Raw genomic sequence first — 15,938 nt, forward strand, 5'->3', positions numbered from 1 at the left:
GCGTCACTTGAAGTTGCGGCTGTCCTTGAGCTGATCCCAGGCCCAGACGACCTCGGCGAGCTGCTCCTCCTGGCTGCGGTCGCCGCCGTTCATGTCGGGGTGCAGCACCTTGATGAGCGACTTGTAGGCCTTGCGGATCTGGGCCTTGTCCCAGTCGTCCTTGGCCTCGAGGATCTCGATCGCCTTGCGCTCGGTCGGGGGCAGCTTGCGGCCGACGACGCCCCGGCCGGGGTTGCGCGTGGCGTTGCCGCCGAGCACCTGATGGGCGTCCTCGATCCCGAGCCGGGCCCAGGCGCGCTCCTCGATGGTCTTCTTGAAGGCCTGCGTGGGGCGTTCGTCCGCCTGCGCCTGCCGGGCGAGCTCGGCCTCGGTCGCGCCGTCGAAGAAGGACCACTTGGAATTATACTCGCGCACATGCTCCTTGCAGAACCAGTAGTAGTCGTCCTTCGTGTCCCGCGACTTCGGCGCGCGGTAGAGGCCGCGTTCCTCGCAGCCGTCGTGGTCGCAGACGCGCGTAGAGGTTTCGACGGCACCGGACATGCCGCGCTTGCCCCGGGGGTTGCGCTTCTTCGCCGTCGACACCCGCATGTCGAAGTTGAACGGGTCGTTCTTGGTCATAGCACCCCCTTCCGGCCTGAGGCGTCAGAGATTAGTCATTGCCGCGGGAGAGGGAAGACCCTCGCGCGCTTTTGGAGGAAAAATCATGGGGCTTGAGGCAGTGATCCGCGCACGGCTGGAAGAGGGGCTCGCGCCGTCGCACCTGGAGGTGCGCAACGAGAGCCACCGGCACGCGGGCCACGCGGGCGACGACGGGTCGGGCGAGAGCCATTGGCATGTGGTGATCGCCACCCCGGCCTTCGCGGGCAAGTCGCGGGTGGCGCGGCATCGGATGGTCCACGGCGCGCTCGGCGATCTGATGGAGCGCATCCACGCGCTGTCGATGGAGCTGTCCGAGGGGTAGCGCGGCTATTCCGCGGCGTGTCCGCGGCGCGCGGCGAGGAGGTCGACGACAGTGCTGTCTGCCACCTCCTGCTCCTCGAAGCCTTGCCACTCCGGCGCGCTCAGCAGGAGCGGGGCCTTCGGCGGTTCGATGACCTGCTGGATCACCTGCGGCGCGACGGGGGCGAGCGCCCGGCGGAAGACGAGCAGGGCGTGGTAGCGCAGCTCCGTCCCGGTCAGGCCAACGCGTTCCTCCGCCGGGAGCGTGTCGGCCCGGACGTATTCCCAGCCCTGCGCGCCCATGTGGTTGAAGAGCCGCGACAGGGCGAGGGCGAAGCGCGCCTCGCCCGAGCGCACGCCCCGGGCCTTCTCGCCCTTTCGGGGCGCGGGCACGACGCGGTACTCATACGTCTGCTGCGGCGCGTCGCCGGTCGTGTCGTCGGGCCCGTCCATGGTCGCGCGAGAATGAGCCGTGGCCGGGCCGGAGTCACGGGCGGCCGTGGAAACGGGGTGTTTCCGGCCCGGGAACGGGCGGATCATGTCAGAAGCCGTTGATCGCCGTCCGCGAACCTCTGTCGTGTGGGCATGGCGGTGTCGGGCGTACCGGCGAGGGTAAGCGCCACGTCGCGGACGAAGCCCGGGTTGTCGAACCACCAGCCATGGGACAGCACCATTTCGCCAACGTCGTCCCCCGCGGTGCCCCGCGCGTCGCGGACGTATTGCGCGCGGGCGTTGACGTCGTGATGCCGGCTGTGCGTCAGGCCGTCGAGCCCGCGCGCGCCCGACCGCGGTGGATGACGCGGCCCGGCACGGCGAGCACCTCGTCGAGACGGTTGTAGTAATGCGTGAACCGCGCCGCCCGGTTGGCCAGCAGGCGCGCGCCCGGCTGGCCCTTCCGCATCATGCGGTGGTCCACGTCGCAGGCGGTGAAGAGCACCTGATCGAACCACCGCTCGCCCAGACCCTCACCGAACTGCGCGAGGGCATGGAGCGTGACGTAGCATCCCATGGAATGCGCCATGAGGTGCAGCCGGTGACCGGGCAGATGGTGGCGCAGCGGCGCGATGCCGTGATCGACGAGGCTCCGCGCGGTCGTCGTGGCCGTTGCCCGGTCGGTCGTGTAGCGCAGCGCGCCCTTGACGCTCGGCCAGTCGAAACCGACGAGCGCGCCGTTGAAGCCCGCGTCGCGCAGCCGGCCTTCCAGATCGAGGAGCCGGGCGAGGAAGCGGGGCTGCGGCGTGTTGTAGCCATGGACCGTCAGGAGGATGGTGCCGTCGCCCGATTGCGCGCGGATCGCGTCGATCCAGTCGTCCGGGCGTTGCAGCGAGAGGCGGATGGTGCCGCCCGCGCGGTCGACGCGCCCATGGGTGATGCGGTCGGAGATCCCGTCGGTGACGGAGCCGCGTACGAACCTGCGGCGGGAAAAGACGAGCGGCACAACAATGCTCCTGCAAACGGAGCCAGCCTATGCCGCCGTTTCCGATCCGCCAAGCGGCGCGTGCGTCAGGCGATGCGCTTGTCGAGGACGAGGGGCTGCCCCTGCGCCGGTGGCAGGGCGAGGGGACGGCGGAAGACGAGCATCGTATGCGTCGTCGGCAGGTTGCCCGAGATGCCGGTCACGTTGTCGATCGGGATGCGGTCGGCGCGGACGTACTCCCAGCCCTCGACCGCCATGTCGTTGAAGAGCTCGCCCAGCTCGTAGGCCACGCGCTCGTTTTCCTTGGTGATACCCGGGACGCGCATGGGCTTCGTGGGGGCGGGCACGACGTCGTATTCGTAGAGGACGTCGGTGATCTGCGGCATCTGGCTCATGCGCCCTGTCTGGCGGTGGCGCGTGGCGAGAATGTGGAGACAACCCGGAGATGTACGGACAATTTTCGGCAAACGGCCCCGCTGTCGTGCGGGGCCGAGTTCCGCGTCAGAGACCCAGTTTCGCCGCCACGATCTCGTTGACGGCCTTGGGGTTCGCCTTGCCGCCGGTGGCCTTCATCACCTGGCCCACGAACCAGCCGGCGAGCTTCGGGTTCTCGCGGGCCTTCTCGACCTGTGCGGGGTTGGCGGCGATGATCTCGTCCACCGCCGTCTCGATCGCGCCGGTGTCGGTGACCTGTTTCATCCCGCGCGCCTCGACCACCTCGGCCGGGTCGCCGCCCTCGGCGTAGACGATCTCGAACAGCTCCTTGGCGATCTTGCCCGAGATGTCGCCCGCTTCGATCAGCCTGAGAATGCCGCCCAGCTGCGCAGGCGTCATCGGGCTCTCCTCGATGTCCTTCTCGTCTTCCTTGAGCTTGCCGAAGAGGTTGTTGATGACCCAGTTCGCGCTGGCCTTGCCGTTGCCCGAGACCTCGGCGACGGCCTCGAAGAAGCGGGCGGCGTCGGTGTCCGCGGTCAGGACGCTGGCATCGTAGTCCGACAGGCCGAAGTCGCCCACGAAACGCGCCTTCTTGGCGTCGGGCAGTTCGGGCAGGCTGGCCGCGATGTCGTCGACCCAGCCCTGCTCGATTTCCAGCGGCAGAAGGTCGGGGTCGGGGAAGTAGCGGTAGTCGTGCGCCTCTTCCTTCGAGCGCATGGACCGCGTCTCGCCCTTGTCGGCGTCGTAGAGGCGGGTCTCCTGCACGACCGTTTCGCCGCGCTCGATGAGGGCGATCTGGCGGCGGGCCTCGTAGTCGATGGCGGCCTGGATGAAGCGCAGGGAGTTCATGTTCTTGATCTCGCAGCGAGTGCCGAGATGAGAGAAGTCCTGCGTCTCCTGGTACTTCTCGTACTGGCCCGGACGGCAGACCGAGACGTTCACGTCAGCGCGCAGGTTGCCGTTCTGCATGTTGCCGTCGCAGGTGCCGAGGTAGCGCATGATCTGACGCAGCTTGGTGACATAGGCGGCCGCTTCCTCGGGGCCGCGGATGTCGGGGCGGCTGACGATCTCCATCAGCGCGACGCCGGTGCGGTTCAGATCGACGAAGGACATCGAGGGGTCCATGTCGTGGATCGACTTGCCCGCGTCCTGTTCCAGGTGGATGCGCTCGATGCGGACCACGCGGGCGGTGCCGTCGCCCATCTCGACGAGCACCTCGCCCTCGCCCACGATCGGCTCGTAGAGCTGGCTGATCTGATAGCCCTGCGGCAGATCGGGGTAGAAGTAGTTCTTGCGGTCGAAGGCCGATTTCAGGTGGATCTCGGCCTTGAGCCCAAGGCCCGTGCGCACCGCCTGCGCGACGCAGTACTCGTTGATGACCGGGAGCATCCCGGGCATCCCCGCGTCGAAGAAGGCCACGTTGGCGTTGGGCTCGGCCCCGAAGCGCGTGGAGGCTCCGGAGAAGAGCTTGGCTTTCGAGGCGACCTGCGCGTGCACCTCCATCCCGATCACGAGTTCCCAGTCGTGCTTTTCGCCGGCGATGACGCGCGGTGTCGGGGTGGGCATCTGGGTGTCGAGCATGGGGGCCTCCGGGCAGGGTCGCCCGGGGTTTAAGGCGCGGGGCGCGGCGGGGCAAGCCGGGGTGCGACACTGCGGCCATGGACCCGCACGGATCTACATACCATACTGTTTGGTATGTAGATCGGAGGTGACCATGAACATCTGGTATCTCGCGGCCGGGATCGGCCTTCTGGTGGACGGGGCGATCCATCTCTTCCTGGGCGGACGGGAGATCGCGATGCCGCTGCGACGGTGCTTTGCGCTCGAGCCGGTGCAGCGGTGGGTACTCTGGTATTGCTGGCACGGGGTCACGCTTCTCTTTGCGGTGCTGGGCGGTGCGCTCGTCTGGGCCGCCGTCACACCGGGCAGCGCCGATCTGGCGGTGGCCGTCGGTCTTCTGGTCGTTGGGTTCGGAGCGCTCGGTCTCGCCTTGCCGGGACGGGTGGGACTGTCGCTGCGCGAGATGCCGCAGGGCCTTCTCGTGACCCCGCCCGGGCTTCTGGCCCTGATCGGTGCAATGGCATGAGCCGGTTCCGTCGGGCGGATTGGCTCGATCTGGGGTTGCGACAGCTGGGCAAGGCGGGATTCGACGGGCTGACGCTCGAGACGCTCTGCCGTGCGTCGGGGCGGACGCGAGGGTCATTCTATCATCATTTCAAGGATATGAAGACCTTTGTTCATGCGCTCGTCGAGATCTGGGCGGAGCGGCAGACGGAGGCCGTCATCGCCAAGGCGGAGGCAGCGGAACCGGGGGCGCGGGGAGCGGCGTTGCAGGCGGCGGTCGGCGGTCTCGATCAAGGGCTCGAACTGGCCATCCGCCTCGCCGCGCGGCGTGACCCGGTCTTCGCGGCGGCACAGGCCCGGGTCGACCGGCGGCGGCTCGACTATCTCGCGGCGCTCATCGCCGAGGAGCGGGGCCTCGTGCCTGACACCGCCCGACGCATGGCCGAAACGGAATACGCCGCGCTCGTCGGCAGCGGCCTGCTCTTTCCCGGAGAGGCCCCGCGCAGCCTCTTCGATCTCCGGGTGCCGGCATGAGGGTCACCCCGGTGCCGTTGCCCGACTGGTCCTCGCTCGCGCCCGCGGCGGCCGCGCCGGGGGCCTACGCCGATTGCTTCGCCTGCGATCTGCCGGGGCAGGTCGCGCTCGTCGCCTATGTGGCGGCCTTCTACGACACGCCGCTCTTCCGACTGGAGCGCGCGGTTCTGCAACTCTTGCTGCGCCGCCGGATCGGGGTGGCGGAGACGAGCGCGCTGGCCGAGGGGCGCAGCGATCGCTTTGCGGTCTGGCGGGTGGCGCAGCGGGACGATCGGCAGATCCTGTTGCGACAGACGGGCGGACATACGATGTCCTGGCTCGCGGTCGTCCCCGACGGTGCCGGGACGACGCGGCTTCTGTTCGGATCGCAGGTCGCCGCCCGACGCGGGCATCTGCCGCCGGTTCTGCGCCTGTGCCTTCCGGTCCACCGCCTTTATGCGCGGGCGCTTTTGCGAGCGGCCGCCCGCCGGCTGGCGGCGCGGCGGGGAGGCGCGCTTTGCGGCGGGGGGCAAAAATGCTAGGCGCTGCGCAGGTTGCGTGCCGGGCTGCCACCCGGAGATGCCATCGCGGCCAACAAGATATTGCGCGCATGGCGGGGTTGCCCACCAGCGCTGGTTGAGTGCGATGGCATGACGTCATCCACCGGGGGACGAGGTTTGATGACGAATCGGTTTGCGCGGACAGCCCGGGTGTTTGCCGCGGTGCTGGGTGTGGTCTCGGCTGTCGGCGGAAGCCTCGCGCTTGCGCAGGACACCTCGGATGTTCCGCGTCTGCAAACGGTGCCGAGTTCGATGACGCTCACGCGCCGGACCGTTTCGCCCCATGCGCCCGAAATCTCGATGTTGCCGGTCGTGCGGCCGCGGGTCGTGGAGATGCCGGATCTGCGGTGGGACCATATCCGCGGCTCCTCGCGCTGGACGCGGGCGGCGATGCAGGCCCTCGACAGTCATGGAAGCCGCCTCGTCGACACCGTTCCGCACGATATCGCGCAATGGTGCCCGGCTTACCCCGAGGCCGGAGAATGGGAGCGCAAGGCGTTCTGGGCCGGGCTTCTCTCGACGCTCTCGAAGCATGAGAGCACCTACCGACCCTCCGCCGTCGGCGGAGGCGGGCTCTGGTACGGGCTCGTGCAGATCCTGCCGGCGACCGCGCGCGGCTACGGCTGCCAGGCGCGCTCGGGCGAGGCGCTGAAGGACGGCGCGCTCAACATGGCCTGCGCGGTGCGCATCCTCAACGTGACGGTGCCGCGCGACAACGTGGTCAGCCACGGGATGCGCGGCGTCGCGGCCGATTGGGGCCCGTTCCACTCCTCGCGCAAGCGGGAGGACATGCGCCGCTGGCTCGTCCGGCAGCCGTTCTGCAACGGCCTGCACGCCTCGATGCGCCCGGTCGAGCGGCCCGACTGGCTGGGCGAGCCGGCCGGCGAAACCGAGCAGGTTCCGCTCTTCGTGAGCTGGGAGCTGGACAAGGAGTTCTACAACCGGACTCCGGACTGGGACGCCTTCAGCGCATCCGCGCCGCGCGATGGCTGACCGTTCGCCGACGTCCGGCTGCTGTCGGCGCGCGTGATCTTCGGCAGCGGTCCGGTCCTGCTGCCTCGATCATCTCGTATTTTAGCCAAGACGACTGCGGCCACGGCCAGAAAGCGTTTACGCTCACAGCACGAGCAGCCAGCCCGACACCGTGACGACCGAGACCGCCGTGCCGATCAGGACGGACGACGCGCTAATGCGCACGGCGCGCCCGTGCATCGCCGCGAAGAGGTAGGAGTTGACTCCGGGGGCCATCGCCGCGGTCAGGACGGCGGCGCGCACGGGGCCTTGCCCGAGGTCGAGGAGCGCGGCCATGCCCCAGGTCCAGGCTGGATGCAGCAGCAGCGCGATCCCGCAGCAGAGGGCGATGCCCCGCGCGTCGCCCTCGGGGCGGTACTGGACGAGGACGCCGCCGAGCCCGAAGAGCGCCGCCGGCAGGGCGGCGCGGGCGATGAGGTCCACCGCTTCCACGACGGGGGCGGGCAGGGTGAGGCCGGTGAGGTTGACCAGTAGTCCGAGGGCCACGCCGATCATCAGGGAGTTCGTGGACATCTTGCGCGCGACGGTCGCCATGCCGCCGAAGAAGCCGCTGCCGCCGGCGCGGACGGTCTCCATCGCCGAGATGCCGACGAGATAGCAGAAGGCCGCGTGGAAGGCGATGATGGTGAAGTTCGGGGCGAGGCTCTCCGCGCCATAGGCCCGCTCGGCGATCGGCAGGCCGAGGAGGACGGTGTTGGCGAACATGGCGGCGAAGCCGACCGCGACCGCGTCCTCCGCCCCGCGCTTCAGCCACAGGAGCGTACCCAGGATGCCGGCGGCGAAGCAGACGAGGGAGCCGGAGTAGTAGCTCAGGAGGAGCCGCCAGTCGAAACCCGCCGCCAGATCGAGGCGCATCATCGCGAGGAAGAGCAGGCAGGGGATGGCGAACCGCTGGGTGAAGACCATGAGGCCGTCGACCTGCCCTTGCGTGAAGAGCGACCGCCAGACCGCCAGATAGCCCGCCCCGATGATGAGGAAGACAGGGACGGTGACGGCGAGGACGTCGAGCATCTCAGCCGTCGAGCTCGATCACCATGCCGTCGAAGGCGGCGTCGACGTGCTCCGGGGTCTCGGCCTGCACGGTTGCCCAGTCGAGGTCCACGTGCATGTTCGTCAAGACGCCGTGTGACGGGCGCATCCGCTCGAACCAGGCGAGCGCCTCAGAGAGTGACAGGTGCGACGGATGCGGCGTGCGGCGCAGCGCGTCGAGCACCCAGACGTCGAGGCCCGAGAGGGGGAACTCGGCCTCGGGCGGGATGGTGTTGACGTCGGGCATGTAGCAGAGGCCGCCGACGCGGAAGCCGAGCGCCTGGATGTCGCCGTGGCCCACCTCGATCGGGTGGAGGGTGATCGGGCCGCCCGCGCCCTCGACCGTCACGGCCCCGTCGATCGGGTGCCGCGTCAGGATCGGGGGGTAGGAGGAGCCGGCGGGAGCCTCGAAGGCATAGCCGAAGCGCTGCGACAGGTCGGCCCAGGTGGGCGCGTCGGCCCAGACGTCGAGCCGCGCGCGCTGGTTGAAGACGATCATCCGCAGGTCGTCGATGCCATGGCAGTGGTCGGCGTGGGCATGGGTGAAGACGACCCCGTCGAGCGCGCCGACGCCGGCGTCGAGAAGCTGCGCGCGCATGTCGGGGGAGGTGTCGATCAGGACGCGGGTGGTGCCCTCCGCCCCGATCCGCTCCACCAACATCGAGCAGCGGCGGCGGCGATTCCTGGGCTCCTCCGGGTCGCAGTCGCCCCAGTGGCCCCCGAGGCGCGGCACGCCGCCGGAGGATCCGCAGCCGAGGATGGTGAAGCGCAGGGTCATGGCGACTTCATGCGCCCCGGCGCGGTCGGGGGCAAGGGCAGGCGGGCGTCGCGGACGTCAGAGCGGCCAGAACGTCATGATCGCGGGTGTGGCCACGGCGACGACGAGGATCTGCAGGGGCAGCCCCATGCGCCAGTAGTCGCCGAAGCGGTAGCCGCCGGGGCCGAGGATGAGCGTGTTGTTCTTGTGCCCGATGGGCGTGAGGAACGCGCAGGAGGCGGCGACGGCCACCGCCATGAGGAACGGGTCGGGGCTTGCATCGAGGGTGCGGGCCATCTGGATGCCGACCGGGGCCGCGACGATGGCCGTCGCCGTGTTGTTGAGCACGTCGGAGAGCGTCATGGTCACCACCATCAACACCAGAAGCGCGACCCAGGCCGGCTGGCCCGTGGTCAGGTCGGTGAGGAGCCGGGCGATGAGTTCGGTGCCGCCCGAGGTCTCGAGCGCGGCCCCGAGCGGGATCATCGAGCCGAGGAGGACGACGACGGGCCACTCGATGTGGTCGTAGAGTTCGCCCAGGGGGACGATCCGGCTCAGTACGTAGCCCACGACGACGAGGCCGAGCGCGACCGTCAGGTCGATGAACCCGAAGCTCGCCGCCGCGACGGCCGCGCCGAAGAGAAGCGTCGCGGGCCAGATCTTCTTGTTCTCGGTCACCGCGAGACCCCGGTCGGCGAGCGGGAGCGCCCCGAGCCAGGTCACCACGTCTTCCGAAGTCTCGGCCGGGGTCAGGAGCAGAAGGATGTCGCCGGTCTGCACCGTCTCGCGGCGCAAGCGGTCGGTGATCCGCCGCCCCCGCCGCGAGATGCCCAGAAGCACCGTGCGCTGCCGCCAGGCGAGGCCGATGGATTGCGCCGACTTGCCCTTGATGCGGCTCGTCTCGGGGACGACGACCTCCACGAGAGCGAGGCCCTGTTCGGCCGCTTCGAGGAGCGTCATGCGGCGGTCGTCGGCGAATTCGAGCTTCTCGCCCGCGCGGAACTCGTCGAGCGCTTCGGGCGCGGCTTCGATGATGACGGCATCGCCCGGCTTCAGGCTCACGTGCCGCGCGCTGCCGAACATGCGCCGGCCGTCGCGGATGAGGCCGATGACCTGAACGCCGGTCTCGTCGGCGGTGTCGGAGAGATCGGAGAGCGTGTCGCCGATGCGGGGGTGGCCTTCGGGCACGGTCAGCTCGGCCACGAAGTTCGCCGCTTCGGGGCCTGCGCCCGATTGTGCGCCGGCTTCGACCCGCGGAATGAGCCGCCAGCCGATGAGTGCCACGAAGAGGAGCCCCGAGAGCGACACGACGAGGCCCACGGGCGCGAAATCGAACATCGAGAAGCTCTGCCCGAGCTGATCGCCGCGGATGCCGGCGATGATGATGTTGGGCGGCGTGCCGATGAGGGTGATCATGCCACCGAGGATCGTCGCGAAGGAGAGCGGCATGAGAGACGCGGCGGGCATCCGTCCGGCCTTGCGCGCGGTGGCGATGTCGACGGGCATGAGGAGCGCGAGCGCGGCAACGTTGTTCATGAACGCCGAGAGCACGCCGCCGATCGCGCCCATGATGGCGATATGCGCCCCGAGCTTGCGCGAGCTGTCGATGAGGGTCCGGGTAATGAGCATCACTGCCCCCGAGCGCACGAGCCCGGCCGAGACGACCAGCACCAGCGCGACGACGAGCGTGGCCGGGTGGCCGAAGCCCGAGAAGGCATCCTCTTTCGGCACGACGCCCAGCACGACCCCGAGGAGGAGCGCGGTGAAGGCCACGATATCGTAGCGGAAGCGCCCCCAGAGCAGCATCGCGAAGACGCCGCCGAAGAGGGAGAAGAGGATGATCTGGTCGGTGGTCATGGCAGGCCGTGCGATTTGCGTCGCCGGAGACCTAGCGCGAGCCGTCCCGGACGCAAATGCCGCGGGGACGTGCGGGATTGCGGAGCGCCCGCATGGGCGGCTATATCGCGCCAGCACCTCACAGTATCAGACAAGACCGGAGAGAGACCCATGGCGGGCCATTCCAAATGGGCGAACATCCAGCATCGCAAGGGTCGGCAGGATAAGCTGCGGGCCAAGCTGTTTTCCAAGCTGTCGAAGGAGATTACCGTCGCCGCCAAGATGGGCGACCCGGATCCCGACAAGAACCCGCGCCTGCGCCTCGCCGTGAAGGAGGCGAAGTCGCAGTCGGTGCCGAAGGACGTGATCGCGCGGGCGATTTCCAAAGCCTCCGGCGGGGACGGCGAAAACTACGACGAGATCCGCTACGAAGGCTACGGGCCCGGCGGCGTGGCCGTCATCGTCGAGGCGATGACCGACAACCGCAACCGCACCGCATCGTCCGTGCGCTCGACGTTTTCCAAGAACGGCGGCAACCTCGGGGAGACGGGCTCGGTCGGCTTCATGTTCGACCGCAAGGGGCAGGTCACCTATCCGCTCTCCGTCGGTGACGCCGACACGGTGATGATGGCCGCCATCGAGGCCGGGGCCGAGGACGTGGAGACGAACGAGGGCGACGGCGACCAGGATCCGGGCAACCACGTCATCTGGTGCGCCGACACCGACCTGAACGACGTCTCCACGGCGCTCGAGGCGGAACTGGGCGAGTCGGATTCGACCAAGCTCGTCTGGCGGCCGACGACGACGACAGAGCTCGACCTCGAGGGGATGCAGTCGCTGATGAAGCTGCTCGACGCGCTCGAGGACGATGACGACGTGCAGACGGTCACCGCCAACTTCGAGGCGAGCGACGAGGTGATGGCGCAGCTCTCGGACTAGGGCGCGTCACCCGTTGGATCTTGGATGGGCGGCCCCGGGGCCGCCCTTTCCGTTCAGGCCGCGACGTCGAAGACCTGTAGCAGGTACCCGTCCGCGTAGCCCTGCGTCTCGCGGCAGGTCAGCTCGGGCCGCGGCCCGTCGGTATCGAAGAGCGGCGTGCCGCCCCCGAGAAGCACCGGCGCGCGCTTGAGGACGAGGCGATCGATCATCCCCGCCGCCAGCAGCGCGCCGGCGAAGCGACCGCCCCCGCAGAGGTAGATCGGCCCCGGTGCCTCCGCTTTCAGGCGGCGCAGGACGTCGGGCGTCGCCCGGAACACCTGCTCCACCGCGGCCGCGTCCGGCAGGTCGAGCGTCTCGGACACCACGATGGAGCGCATGTGCGGATAGGGGTTTTCGCCTGCCGACAGGCCGAAGCGATAGCCGAAGGTATAGGTCTCACGGCCCATGAGGGCCATGGTGTAGCCCGCGAGCCGGGCGCGGTAGTCGTCGACGACCGGCCCGTCGTGGGCAAATCGGGAGATGTCGCCGGCCGGACCGGCGATATAGCCGTCGAGCGAAACGGCGACGTCGTAGATGATAGGGTGCATGGGAGTCTCCTGACTGGATTTCGATCGGGCGGGTGGCCCGGTTGTGGTCTCGAAATTCAGTGGATCATCGGCAGGGCACTCCTCTGCTGCCGCCCGGATAGCACGGAGGTCTAGGGGCGATCAATCGCTCCGCCCGGCTGGACCAGTGCCGTCCGGGCCGCGCGGCGCAGCGCGCGCGTCAGCGGGGCGAGCACGTCGCGCATGGTCCGGCTCACCTGCCAGTGGAGCGGCGTGTCGAGCGGTGTCTCCGGAACGAGCTCCACCAGCCGGCCCGTGGCCATGTCGCCGGCGATGAGCGGTTCGGGGTTGAGGCCCCAGCCGAGACCCTGCCGCGTCGCCTCCACGAAGGGGCCGGGCGCGGCGATCTGATGGGCGGGCGGGTCCAGCGGTTGGCCGGTCCGTTGCTCGAGCCACCGCGTCTGAAGCGCGTCGAGCGCGGTGAAGCGCAGGACCGGGGCCCGTGCCAGCGTCTCCGCGGTGACCCCTTCGGCGAAATGCGCGTCGCGGAAGGCGGGTGTGCAGGTCGCCCGGTAGCGCAGGGCCCCGAGCGGATGGCTGTCGCAGCCGGGCACCGGCTCTGCCGTGGCGGTCAGCGCGGCGCTGACCTCGCCACGGCGGAGGGCGTCGGCGCTGTGGTCCTGGTCGATGATGCGGATGTCGAAGCGGAAGCCCGGGCAGGCGGCGAGCGGAGGCACGGCCCAGACCTCGAGGCTGTCGGCGTTGAGCGCGATGGCGACCGGGCGCGGCCCCGCGGCCCGGCCGATGTCGGCGGCAAGCGCCGCGTCGAGCGCCGCCATGTCGCGCGCGTGTCGCAAGAGCCGCAGGCCCAGTTCCGTCGGCACGGCAGGTTGGAGCCGGGCGAAAACGGGGCCGCCCGCCGCTTCGGCCAAGGCACGCATCCGCTGGCTGACGGCGGGAGGCGTCACGCCGAGCCGTCCGGCGGCGCGGTCGAAGCTGCCGGCCTCGACCACCGCGATCAGGGTCTGAAGGAGGGGCGTCGCAATCATAAGCCCAGCTTATTGAGAACTATCATTGCTAAGTTGCACTGATTGCAGCGCGGGTCCATCAGCGCCGGATGATGTCCTTCCTTTCCGGCCTCGGTCTCGGCCTCTCGCTCATCCTCGCCATCGGGGCGCAGAACGCCTTCGTCCTGCGGCAGGGCCTGCGTGGTGAGCACGTCTGGGCGGTGGTGCTGGTCTGCTCGCTCTCCGAAAGTGTCCTCGTCACCTCGGGCGTTCTGGGCCTCGGCGCCCTCGTCGAGGCCGCGCCGTGGATCCTGCCGATGTTCCGCTATGGCGGGGCGGCCTTCCTCCTCGCCTACGGCGCGCGCGCGGCCTGGGCCGCCTGGATCGGCGGTGCGGCGCTGCGGGCCGAGGGGCAGGGCGGATCGCTGCGCCGCACGGTGCTGACGGCGCTGGCGATCACCTGGCTCAACCCGCATGTCTATCTCGACACGGTGATCCTGCTCGGCTCGATCTCCACGCAGTACCCGGCGCCGCTTCTCTTCGGTGCGGGTTGCATCCTTGCCGCATGGATCTTCTTCACATCCGTCGGATTCGGGGCGGCGCTCCTGCGCCCGGTCTTCGCGCGACCGGCGGCCTGGCGGGTGCTCGACGGGATGATCGCGCTCGTGATGTGGACGATCGCCGCAAGCCTGCTTTCCGCCTGATCCGCTTGCGATAGCAGCGAAAGAGGCGCAGGGAAGGGCCATGACGCCGCCTTCACGCCCCCTGCAAGGCATCCTCTGGATGATCGCCACGGGGCTGTGCTTCATCGCGGTCACGGCCGTCGTGAAACACGCGGGGCAGGACCTGCCGGCGGCCGAGGCGGCCTTCCTGCGCTACCTTCTCGGCCTCGTCTTCCTGCTGCCCTTCCTGCGCAGCCTGATGGCGGTCCGGATGCCGGCGCGGGACTTGGCGATGTTTGCCGGGCGCGGGGCGGTGCACACGCTCGCCGTGATGTTCTGGTTCTTCGCGATGACCCAGATCGCGATCGCAGAAGTGACGGCGATGAACTACCTCAACCCGGTCTATGTCACGCTCGGCGCGGCGCTCTTCCTGGGTGAGCCACTGGCGGCGCGGCGGATCCTCGCCGTTCTGGCGGCGCTCGGGGGCGTCGTCGTGATCCTGCGTCCCGGCTTCCGCGAGGTGGAGGCCGGGCACGTGGCGATGCTCGGGACGGCGGTGCTCTTCGGGGCGAGCTACCTGCTGGCGAAACCGCTCTCCGACAGGCACCCGGCCTCCGTCGTGGTCGCGATGCTGTCGGTCACGGTCACGATCGGGCTCGCGCCCTTCGCCTGGGCGGTCTGGGTGACGCCGACGCTCGCCGACCTCGGCTGGATGCTCCTCGTCGCGGTCTTCGCGACGGCCGGCCACTATGCGATGGCGCGCGCTTTCGCCGCCGCGCCGATCTCGGTCACGCAGCCGGTGACCTTCCTGCAGATGGTCTGGGCCGTCCTCCTCGGCTGGGCGGTCTTCGACGAGCCGCCGGACCTCTTCGTCATCCTCGGCGCGGGGATCATCATCGCCTCGGTCAGCTTCATCGCCTGGCGCGAGGCGCGGCTGAAACGGCCGATCACACCCGTCCCGCACGCGACGAAGCAGTGATCCGCGCGTTAAGGCTTTCTTAACGTTCCCCCTTGTGCGCGGCCGGCCGGCGGTGCATCCGGGAGCGCATGTTCAGACTTTGTTCACCTCTCTTGCTCCTCGCTTCACCGCTTTCGGCGGAGGTACTCGAAGGGCCGATCCGGGTCGTCGACGCCGACACCTTCGACGTCGGCGCGCCGGTCAACGTGCGCCTGATCGGAATCGACGCCGCCGAGGGCGCGCAGACCTGTCGCGACGGCGGAGGGGCCGAGCTGCCCTGTGGCATGATGGCGACCGAGGCGGTGCGCGCGCTCTACGAGGGGACCCGGGCCCGTTGCGAGGTACAGGAATACGACGCCTACGACCGCGCGCTCGCCGTCTGTTTCGTGGAGGGTGCGGACGTGAACGCGGAAATCGTACGGCAGGGCTACGCCCGCATCTACCGCGACGATCCCACCTATTTCGAAGCGCAGAAGGAGGCCGTGCTCTTCTCGCGCGGGCTCTGGGCCTACGAGATGCAGGATCCGGCGGAGTGGCGGGCCGCGCAGCGCCGTCAGCGGGCCGCGGATTTCGCCCCGACGGGCCGCTGTGAGATCAAGGGCAACATCAGCGACAACGGCCGCATCTACCACCTGCCTGGAAGCCGCGACTACGCCAGCACGCGGATCAGCGAGCGGAAGGGAGAGCGCTGGTTCTGCTCCGAGGGTGAAGCGAGAGCTGCCGGGTGGCGTCCGGCACGATCCTGACAGATCAGTCAGTTACGATGTGACATTCACGTCTTCTCGGCGTCCGTCCCCTCGACCTGCGCCTTGAAGTTCTCGAAGAAGGCATCCGCCATTTTCGCTGCGAAACTGTCGATCAGGCGGGAGCCGAGCTGTGCGATCTTGCCGCCGACCTTGGCGTCGACGGCATAGGCCAGTTCCGTCCCGTCGGGCACCTCGGTCAGCGTCACGTCCGCGCCGCCCTTGGCGAAGCCCGCGACGCCGCCCTTGCCTTCGCCGGCGATGCGGTAGCTCTCGGGCGGGCGTGCATCGGAGACCGTGACGGTGCCTTTGAAGGTGGCCTTCACCGGGCCGACCTTCTGCTTCACGACGGCCTCGAACCCCTCCTCGGGCGAGCCGGTCAGTTCCTCGCAACCCGGGATACAGGCCTTGAGCGTCTCCGCGTTGTTCAGCTTGGCCCAGACCACCTCGCGCGGGGCGGCGATGGTGCGGCTACCGGTCAGTTCCATGATGTCCTCCGTCC

21 protein-coding genes are annotated in these 15,938 nt (G+C 69.2%); 9 read left to right on the forward strand and 12 right to left on the reverse strand.

Annotated features, from left to right (window positions below):
• Window positions 1–3: 3 nt before the first annotated feature.
• Window positions 4–618, reverse strand: coding sequence for a J domain-containing protein (locus tag HSX43_RS16165; protein ID WP_179381169.1), 615 nt, complete (start codon window positions 616–618; stop codon window positions 4–6).
• A gap of 85 nt (window positions 619–703) precedes the next feature.
• Between HSX43_RS16165 and HSX43_RS16170 the strand changes: the two genes are divergently transcribed.
• Entirely contained in the window at window positions 704–961 is a 258-nt protein-coding gene (locus HSX43_RS16170) for a BolA family protein (RefSeq protein WP_179381170.1), read from the forward strand.
• A 5-nt stretch (window positions 962–966) separates the two neighbouring features.
• Here HSX43_RS16170 and HSX43_RS16175 read toward each other — a convergent pair whose 3' ends face one another.
• The 5 genes from HSX43_RS16175 to gatB all read right to left on the reverse strand — a co-directional run bounded on the left by HSX43_RS16175 (window position 967) and on the right by gatB (window position 4,372).
• On the reverse strand, window positions 967–1,392 hold the full coding sequence (locus HSX43_RS16175) for a DUF4177 domain-containing protein (protein WP_179381171.1): 426 nt from the start codon (window positions 1,390–1,392) through the stop codon (window positions 967–969).
• Between the two features lie 83 nt (window positions 1,393–1,475).
• Window positions 1,476–1,613 carry a hypothetical protein gene (locus tag HSX43_RS16180; protein ID WP_179381172.1) on the reverse strand — a complete coding sequence of 46 codons (138 nt, stop codon included), beginning with the start codon at window positions 1,611–1,613 and terminating at the stop codon, window positions 1,476–1,478.
• 83 nt (window positions 1,614–1,696) lie between these two features.
• Window positions 1,697–2,377, reverse strand: coding sequence for an alpha/beta hydrolase (locus tag HSX43_RS16185; RefSeq protein ID WP_179381173.1), 681 nt, complete (start codon window positions 2,375–2,377; stop codon window positions 1,697–1,699).
• 65 nt (window positions 2,378–2,442) lie between these two features.
• A complete protein-coding gene (locus HSX43_RS16190; protein WP_179381174.1) occupies window positions 2,443–2,751 on the reverse strand; it encodes a DUF4177 domain-containing protein in 309 nt (102 codons plus the stop codon).
• Window positions 2,752–2,857: 106 nt separating this feature from the next.
• Window positions 2,858–4,372 (reverse strand): Asp-tRNA(Asn)/Glu-tRNA(Gln) amidotransferase subunit GatB, encoded by a 1,515-nt coding sequence (gene gatB, locus HSX43_RS16195; protein WP_179381175.1) that lies wholly within the window; start codon window positions 4,370–4,372, stop codon window positions 2,858–2,860.
• Between the two features lie 133 nt (window positions 4,373–4,505).
• Here gatB and HSX43_RS16200 point away from each other — a divergent pair, with 133 nt between their 5' ends.
• The 4 genes from HSX43_RS16200 (at window position 4,506) to HSX43_RS16215 (ending at window position 6,921) form a co-directional block, all read left to right on the forward strand.
• Window positions 4,506–4,877 carry a hypothetical protein gene (locus HSX43_RS16200; RefSeq protein ID WP_179381176.1) on the forward strand — a complete coding sequence of 124 codons (372 nt, stop codon included), beginning with the start codon at window positions 4,506–4,508 and terminating at the stop codon, window positions 4,875–4,877.
• Window positions 4,874–5,389 (forward strand): TetR/AcrR family transcriptional regulator, encoded by a 516-nt coding sequence (locus tag HSX43_RS16205; protein ID WP_179381177.1) that lies wholly within the window; start codon window positions 4,874–4,876, stop codon window positions 5,387–5,389. Before HSX43_RS16200 ends, HSX43_RS16205 begins: the two co-directional genes overlap by 4 nt.
• Complete coding sequence (locus HSX43_RS16210; RefSeq protein WP_179381178.1) at window positions 5,386–5,910, forward strand: hypothetical protein; 525 nt, start codon at window positions 5,386–5,388, stop codon at window positions 5,908–5,910. The genes HSX43_RS16205 and HSX43_RS16210 overlap by 4 nt, the downstream gene beginning before the upstream one ends.
• Before the next feature lie 138 nt (window positions 5,911–6,048).
• The gene (locus HSX43_RS16215; protein WP_235962703.1) at window positions 6,049–6,921 is read left to right on the forward strand and encodes a lytic transglycosylase domain-containing protein; all 873 of its coding nucleotides are present in this window, start codon (window positions 6,049–6,051) and stop codon (window positions 6,919–6,921) included.
• A 123-nt stretch (window positions 6,922–7,044) separates the two neighbouring features.
• On the opposite strand, the gene HSX43_RS16220 is transcribed toward HSX43_RS16215, so the two are convergent.
• Genes HSX43_RS16220 through HSX43_RS16230 form a run of 3 tightly spaced genes read right to left on the reverse strand, consistent with a single transcriptional unit; the run spans window position 7,045 to window position 10,603 of the window.
• Complete coding sequence (locus HSX43_RS16220) at window positions 7,045–7,971, reverse strand: AEC family transporter (RefSeq protein WP_179381179.1); 927 nt, start codon at window positions 7,969–7,971, stop codon at window positions 7,045–7,047.
• Between the two features lies 1 nt (window position 7,972).
• Window positions 7,973–8,767, reverse strand: coding sequence for an MBL fold metallo-hydrolase (locus HSX43_RS16225; protein ID WP_179381180.1), 795 nt, complete (start codon window positions 8,765–8,767; stop codon window positions 7,973–7,975).
• Between the two features lie 57 nt (window positions 8,768–8,824).
• Window positions 8,825–10,603 carry an SLC13 family permease gene (locus HSX43_RS16230; RefSeq protein WP_179381181.1) on the reverse strand — a complete coding sequence of 593 codons (1,779 nt, stop codon included), beginning with the start codon at window positions 10,601–10,603 and terminating at the stop codon, window positions 8,825–8,827.
• Between the two features lie 150 nt (window positions 10,604–10,753).
• Here HSX43_RS16230 and HSX43_RS16235 point away from each other — a divergent pair, with 150 nt between their 5' ends.
• Window positions 10,754–11,521 (forward strand): YebC/PmpR family DNA-binding transcriptional regulator, encoded by a 768-nt coding sequence (locus tag HSX43_RS16235; protein ID WP_179381182.1) that lies wholly within the window; start codon window positions 10,754–10,756, stop codon window positions 11,519–11,521.
• 53 nt (window positions 11,522–11,574) lie between these two features.
• Here the strand turns inward: HSX43_RS16235 and HSX43_RS16240 are convergent, their stop codons facing one another.
• Both HSX43_RS16240 and HSX43_RS16245 read right to left on the reverse strand, forming a co-directional pair.
• Entirely contained in the window at window positions 11,575–12,108 is a 534-nt protein-coding gene (locus HSX43_RS16240) for a dihydrofolate reductase family protein (RefSeq protein ID WP_179381183.1), read from the reverse strand.
• A gap of 110 nt (window positions 12,109–12,218) precedes the next feature.
• On the reverse strand, window positions 12,219–13,115 hold the full coding sequence (locus HSX43_RS16245; protein ID WP_179381184.1) for an ArgP/LysG family DNA-binding transcriptional regulator: 897 nt from the start codon (window positions 13,113–13,115) through the stop codon (window positions 12,219–12,221).
• 68 nt (window positions 13,116–13,183) lie between these two features.
• Between HSX43_RS16245 and HSX43_RS16250 the strand changes: the two genes are divergently transcribed.
• The 3 genes from HSX43_RS16250 (at window position 13,184) to HSX43_RS16260 (ending at window position 15,439) form a co-directional block, all read left to right on the forward strand.
• A complete protein-coding gene (locus tag HSX43_RS16250; protein WP_179381185.1) occupies window positions 13,184–13,777 on the forward strand; it encodes a LysE/ArgO family amino acid transporter in 594 nt (197 codons plus the stop codon).
• A 40-nt stretch (window positions 13,778–13,817) separates the two neighbouring features.
• Entirely contained in the window at window positions 13,818–14,714 is an 897-nt protein-coding gene (locus HSX43_RS16255; protein ID WP_179381186.1) for a DMT family transporter, read from the forward strand.
• Between the two features lie 68 nt (window positions 14,715–14,782).
• Window positions 14,783–15,439 carry a thermonuclease family protein gene (locus HSX43_RS16260; RefSeq protein ID WP_179381187.1) on the forward strand — a complete coding sequence of 219 codons (657 nt, stop codon included), beginning with the start codon at window positions 14,783–14,785 and terminating at the stop codon, window positions 15,437–15,439.
• A 26-nt stretch (window positions 15,440–15,465) separates the two neighbouring features.
• Here the strand turns inward: HSX43_RS16260 and HSX43_RS16265 are convergent, their stop codons facing one another.
• Window positions 15,466–15,924, reverse strand: a complete 459-nt coding sequence (locus HSX43_RS16265) for a CoxG family protein (protein WP_179381188.1) — start codon at window positions 15,922–15,924, stop codon at window positions 15,466–15,468.
• Window positions 15,925–15,938 lie beyond the last annotated feature (14 nt).

Origin of the sequence: Jannaschia marina, from assembly GCF_013404595.1 — a bacterium.
Taxonomy (GTDB): Bacteria; Pseudomonadota; Alphaproteobacteria; order Rhodobacterales; family Rhodobacteraceae; genus Jannaschia; species Jannaschia marina.

Coding starts and splice junctions, on each gene's coding strand:
- HSX43_RS16165 (WP_179381169.1), bottom strand. CDS start 618: ATGACCAAGAACGACCCGTTCAACTTCGACATGCGGGTGTCGACGGCG.
- HSX43_RS16170 (WP_179381170.1), top strand. CDS start 704: ATGGGGCTTGAGGCAGTGATCCGCGCACGGCTGGAAGAGGGGCTCGCG.
- HSX43_RS16175 (WP_179381171.1), bottom strand. CDS start 1,392: ATGGACGGGCCCGACGACACGACCGGCGACGCGCCGCAGCAGACGTAT.
- HSX43_RS16180 (WP_179381172.1), bottom strand. CDS start 1,613: ATGGTGCTGTCCCATGGCTGGTGGTTCGACAACCCGGGCTTCGTCCGC.
- HSX43_RS16190 (WP_179381174.1), bottom strand. CDS start 2,751: ATGAGCCAGATGCCGCAGATCACCGACGTCCTCTACGAATACGACGTC.
- gatB (WP_179381175.1), bottom strand. CDS start 4,372: ATGCTCGACACCCAGATGCCCACCCCGACACCGCGCGTCATCGCCGGC.
- HSX43_RS16200 (WP_179381176.1), top strand. CDS start 4,506: ATGAACATCTGGTATCTCGCGGCCGGGATCGGCCTTCTGGTGGACGGG.
- HSX43_RS16205 (WP_179381177.1), top strand. CDS start 4,874: ATGAGCCGGTTCCGTCGGGCGGATTGGCTCGATCTGGGGTTGCGACAG.
- HSX43_RS16210 (WP_179381178.1), top strand. CDS start 5,386: ATGAGGGTCACCCCGGTGCCGTTGCCCGACTGGTCCTCGCTCGCGCCC.
- HSX43_RS16215 (WP_235962703.1), top strand. CDS start 6,049: ATGACGAATCGGTTTGCGCGGACAGCCCGGGTGTTTGCCGCGGTGCTG.
- HSX43_RS16220 (WP_179381179.1), bottom strand. CDS start 7,971: ATGCTCGACGTCCTCGCCGTCACCGTCCCTGTCTTCCTCATCATCGGG.
- HSX43_RS16225 (WP_179381180.1), bottom strand. CDS start 8,767: ATGACCCTGCGCTTCACCATCCTCGGCTGCGGATCCTCCGGCGGCGTG.
- HSX43_RS16230 (WP_179381181.1), bottom strand. CDS start 10,603: ATGACCACCGACCAGATCATCCTCTTCTCCCTCTTCGGCGGCGTCTTC.
- HSX43_RS16235 (WP_179381182.1), top strand. CDS start 10,754: ATGGCGGGCCATTCCAAATGGGCGAACATCCAGCATCGCAAGGGTCGG.
- HSX43_RS16240 (WP_179381183.1), bottom strand. CDS start 12,108: ATGCACCCTATCATCTACGACGTCGCCGTTTCGCTCGACGGCTATATC.
- HSX43_RS16245 (WP_179381184.1), bottom strand. CDS start 13,115: ATGATTGCGACGCCCCTCCTTCAGACCCTGATCGCGGTGGTCGAGGCC.
- HSX43_RS16250 (WP_179381185.1), top strand. CDS start 13,184: ATGATGTCCTTCCTTTCCGGCCTCGGTCTCGGCCTCTCGCTCATCCTC.
- HSX43_RS16255 (WP_179381186.1), top strand. CDS start 13,818: ATGACGCCGCCTTCACGCCCCCTGCAAGGCATCCTCTGGATGATCGCC.
- HSX43_RS16260 (WP_179381187.1), top strand. CDS start 14,783: ATGTTCAGACTTTGTTCACCTCTCTTGCTCCTCGCTTCACCGCTTTCG.
- HSX43_RS16265 (WP_179381188.1), bottom strand. CDS start 15,924: ATGGAACTGACCGGTAGCCGCACCATCGCCGCCCCGCGCGAGGTGGTC.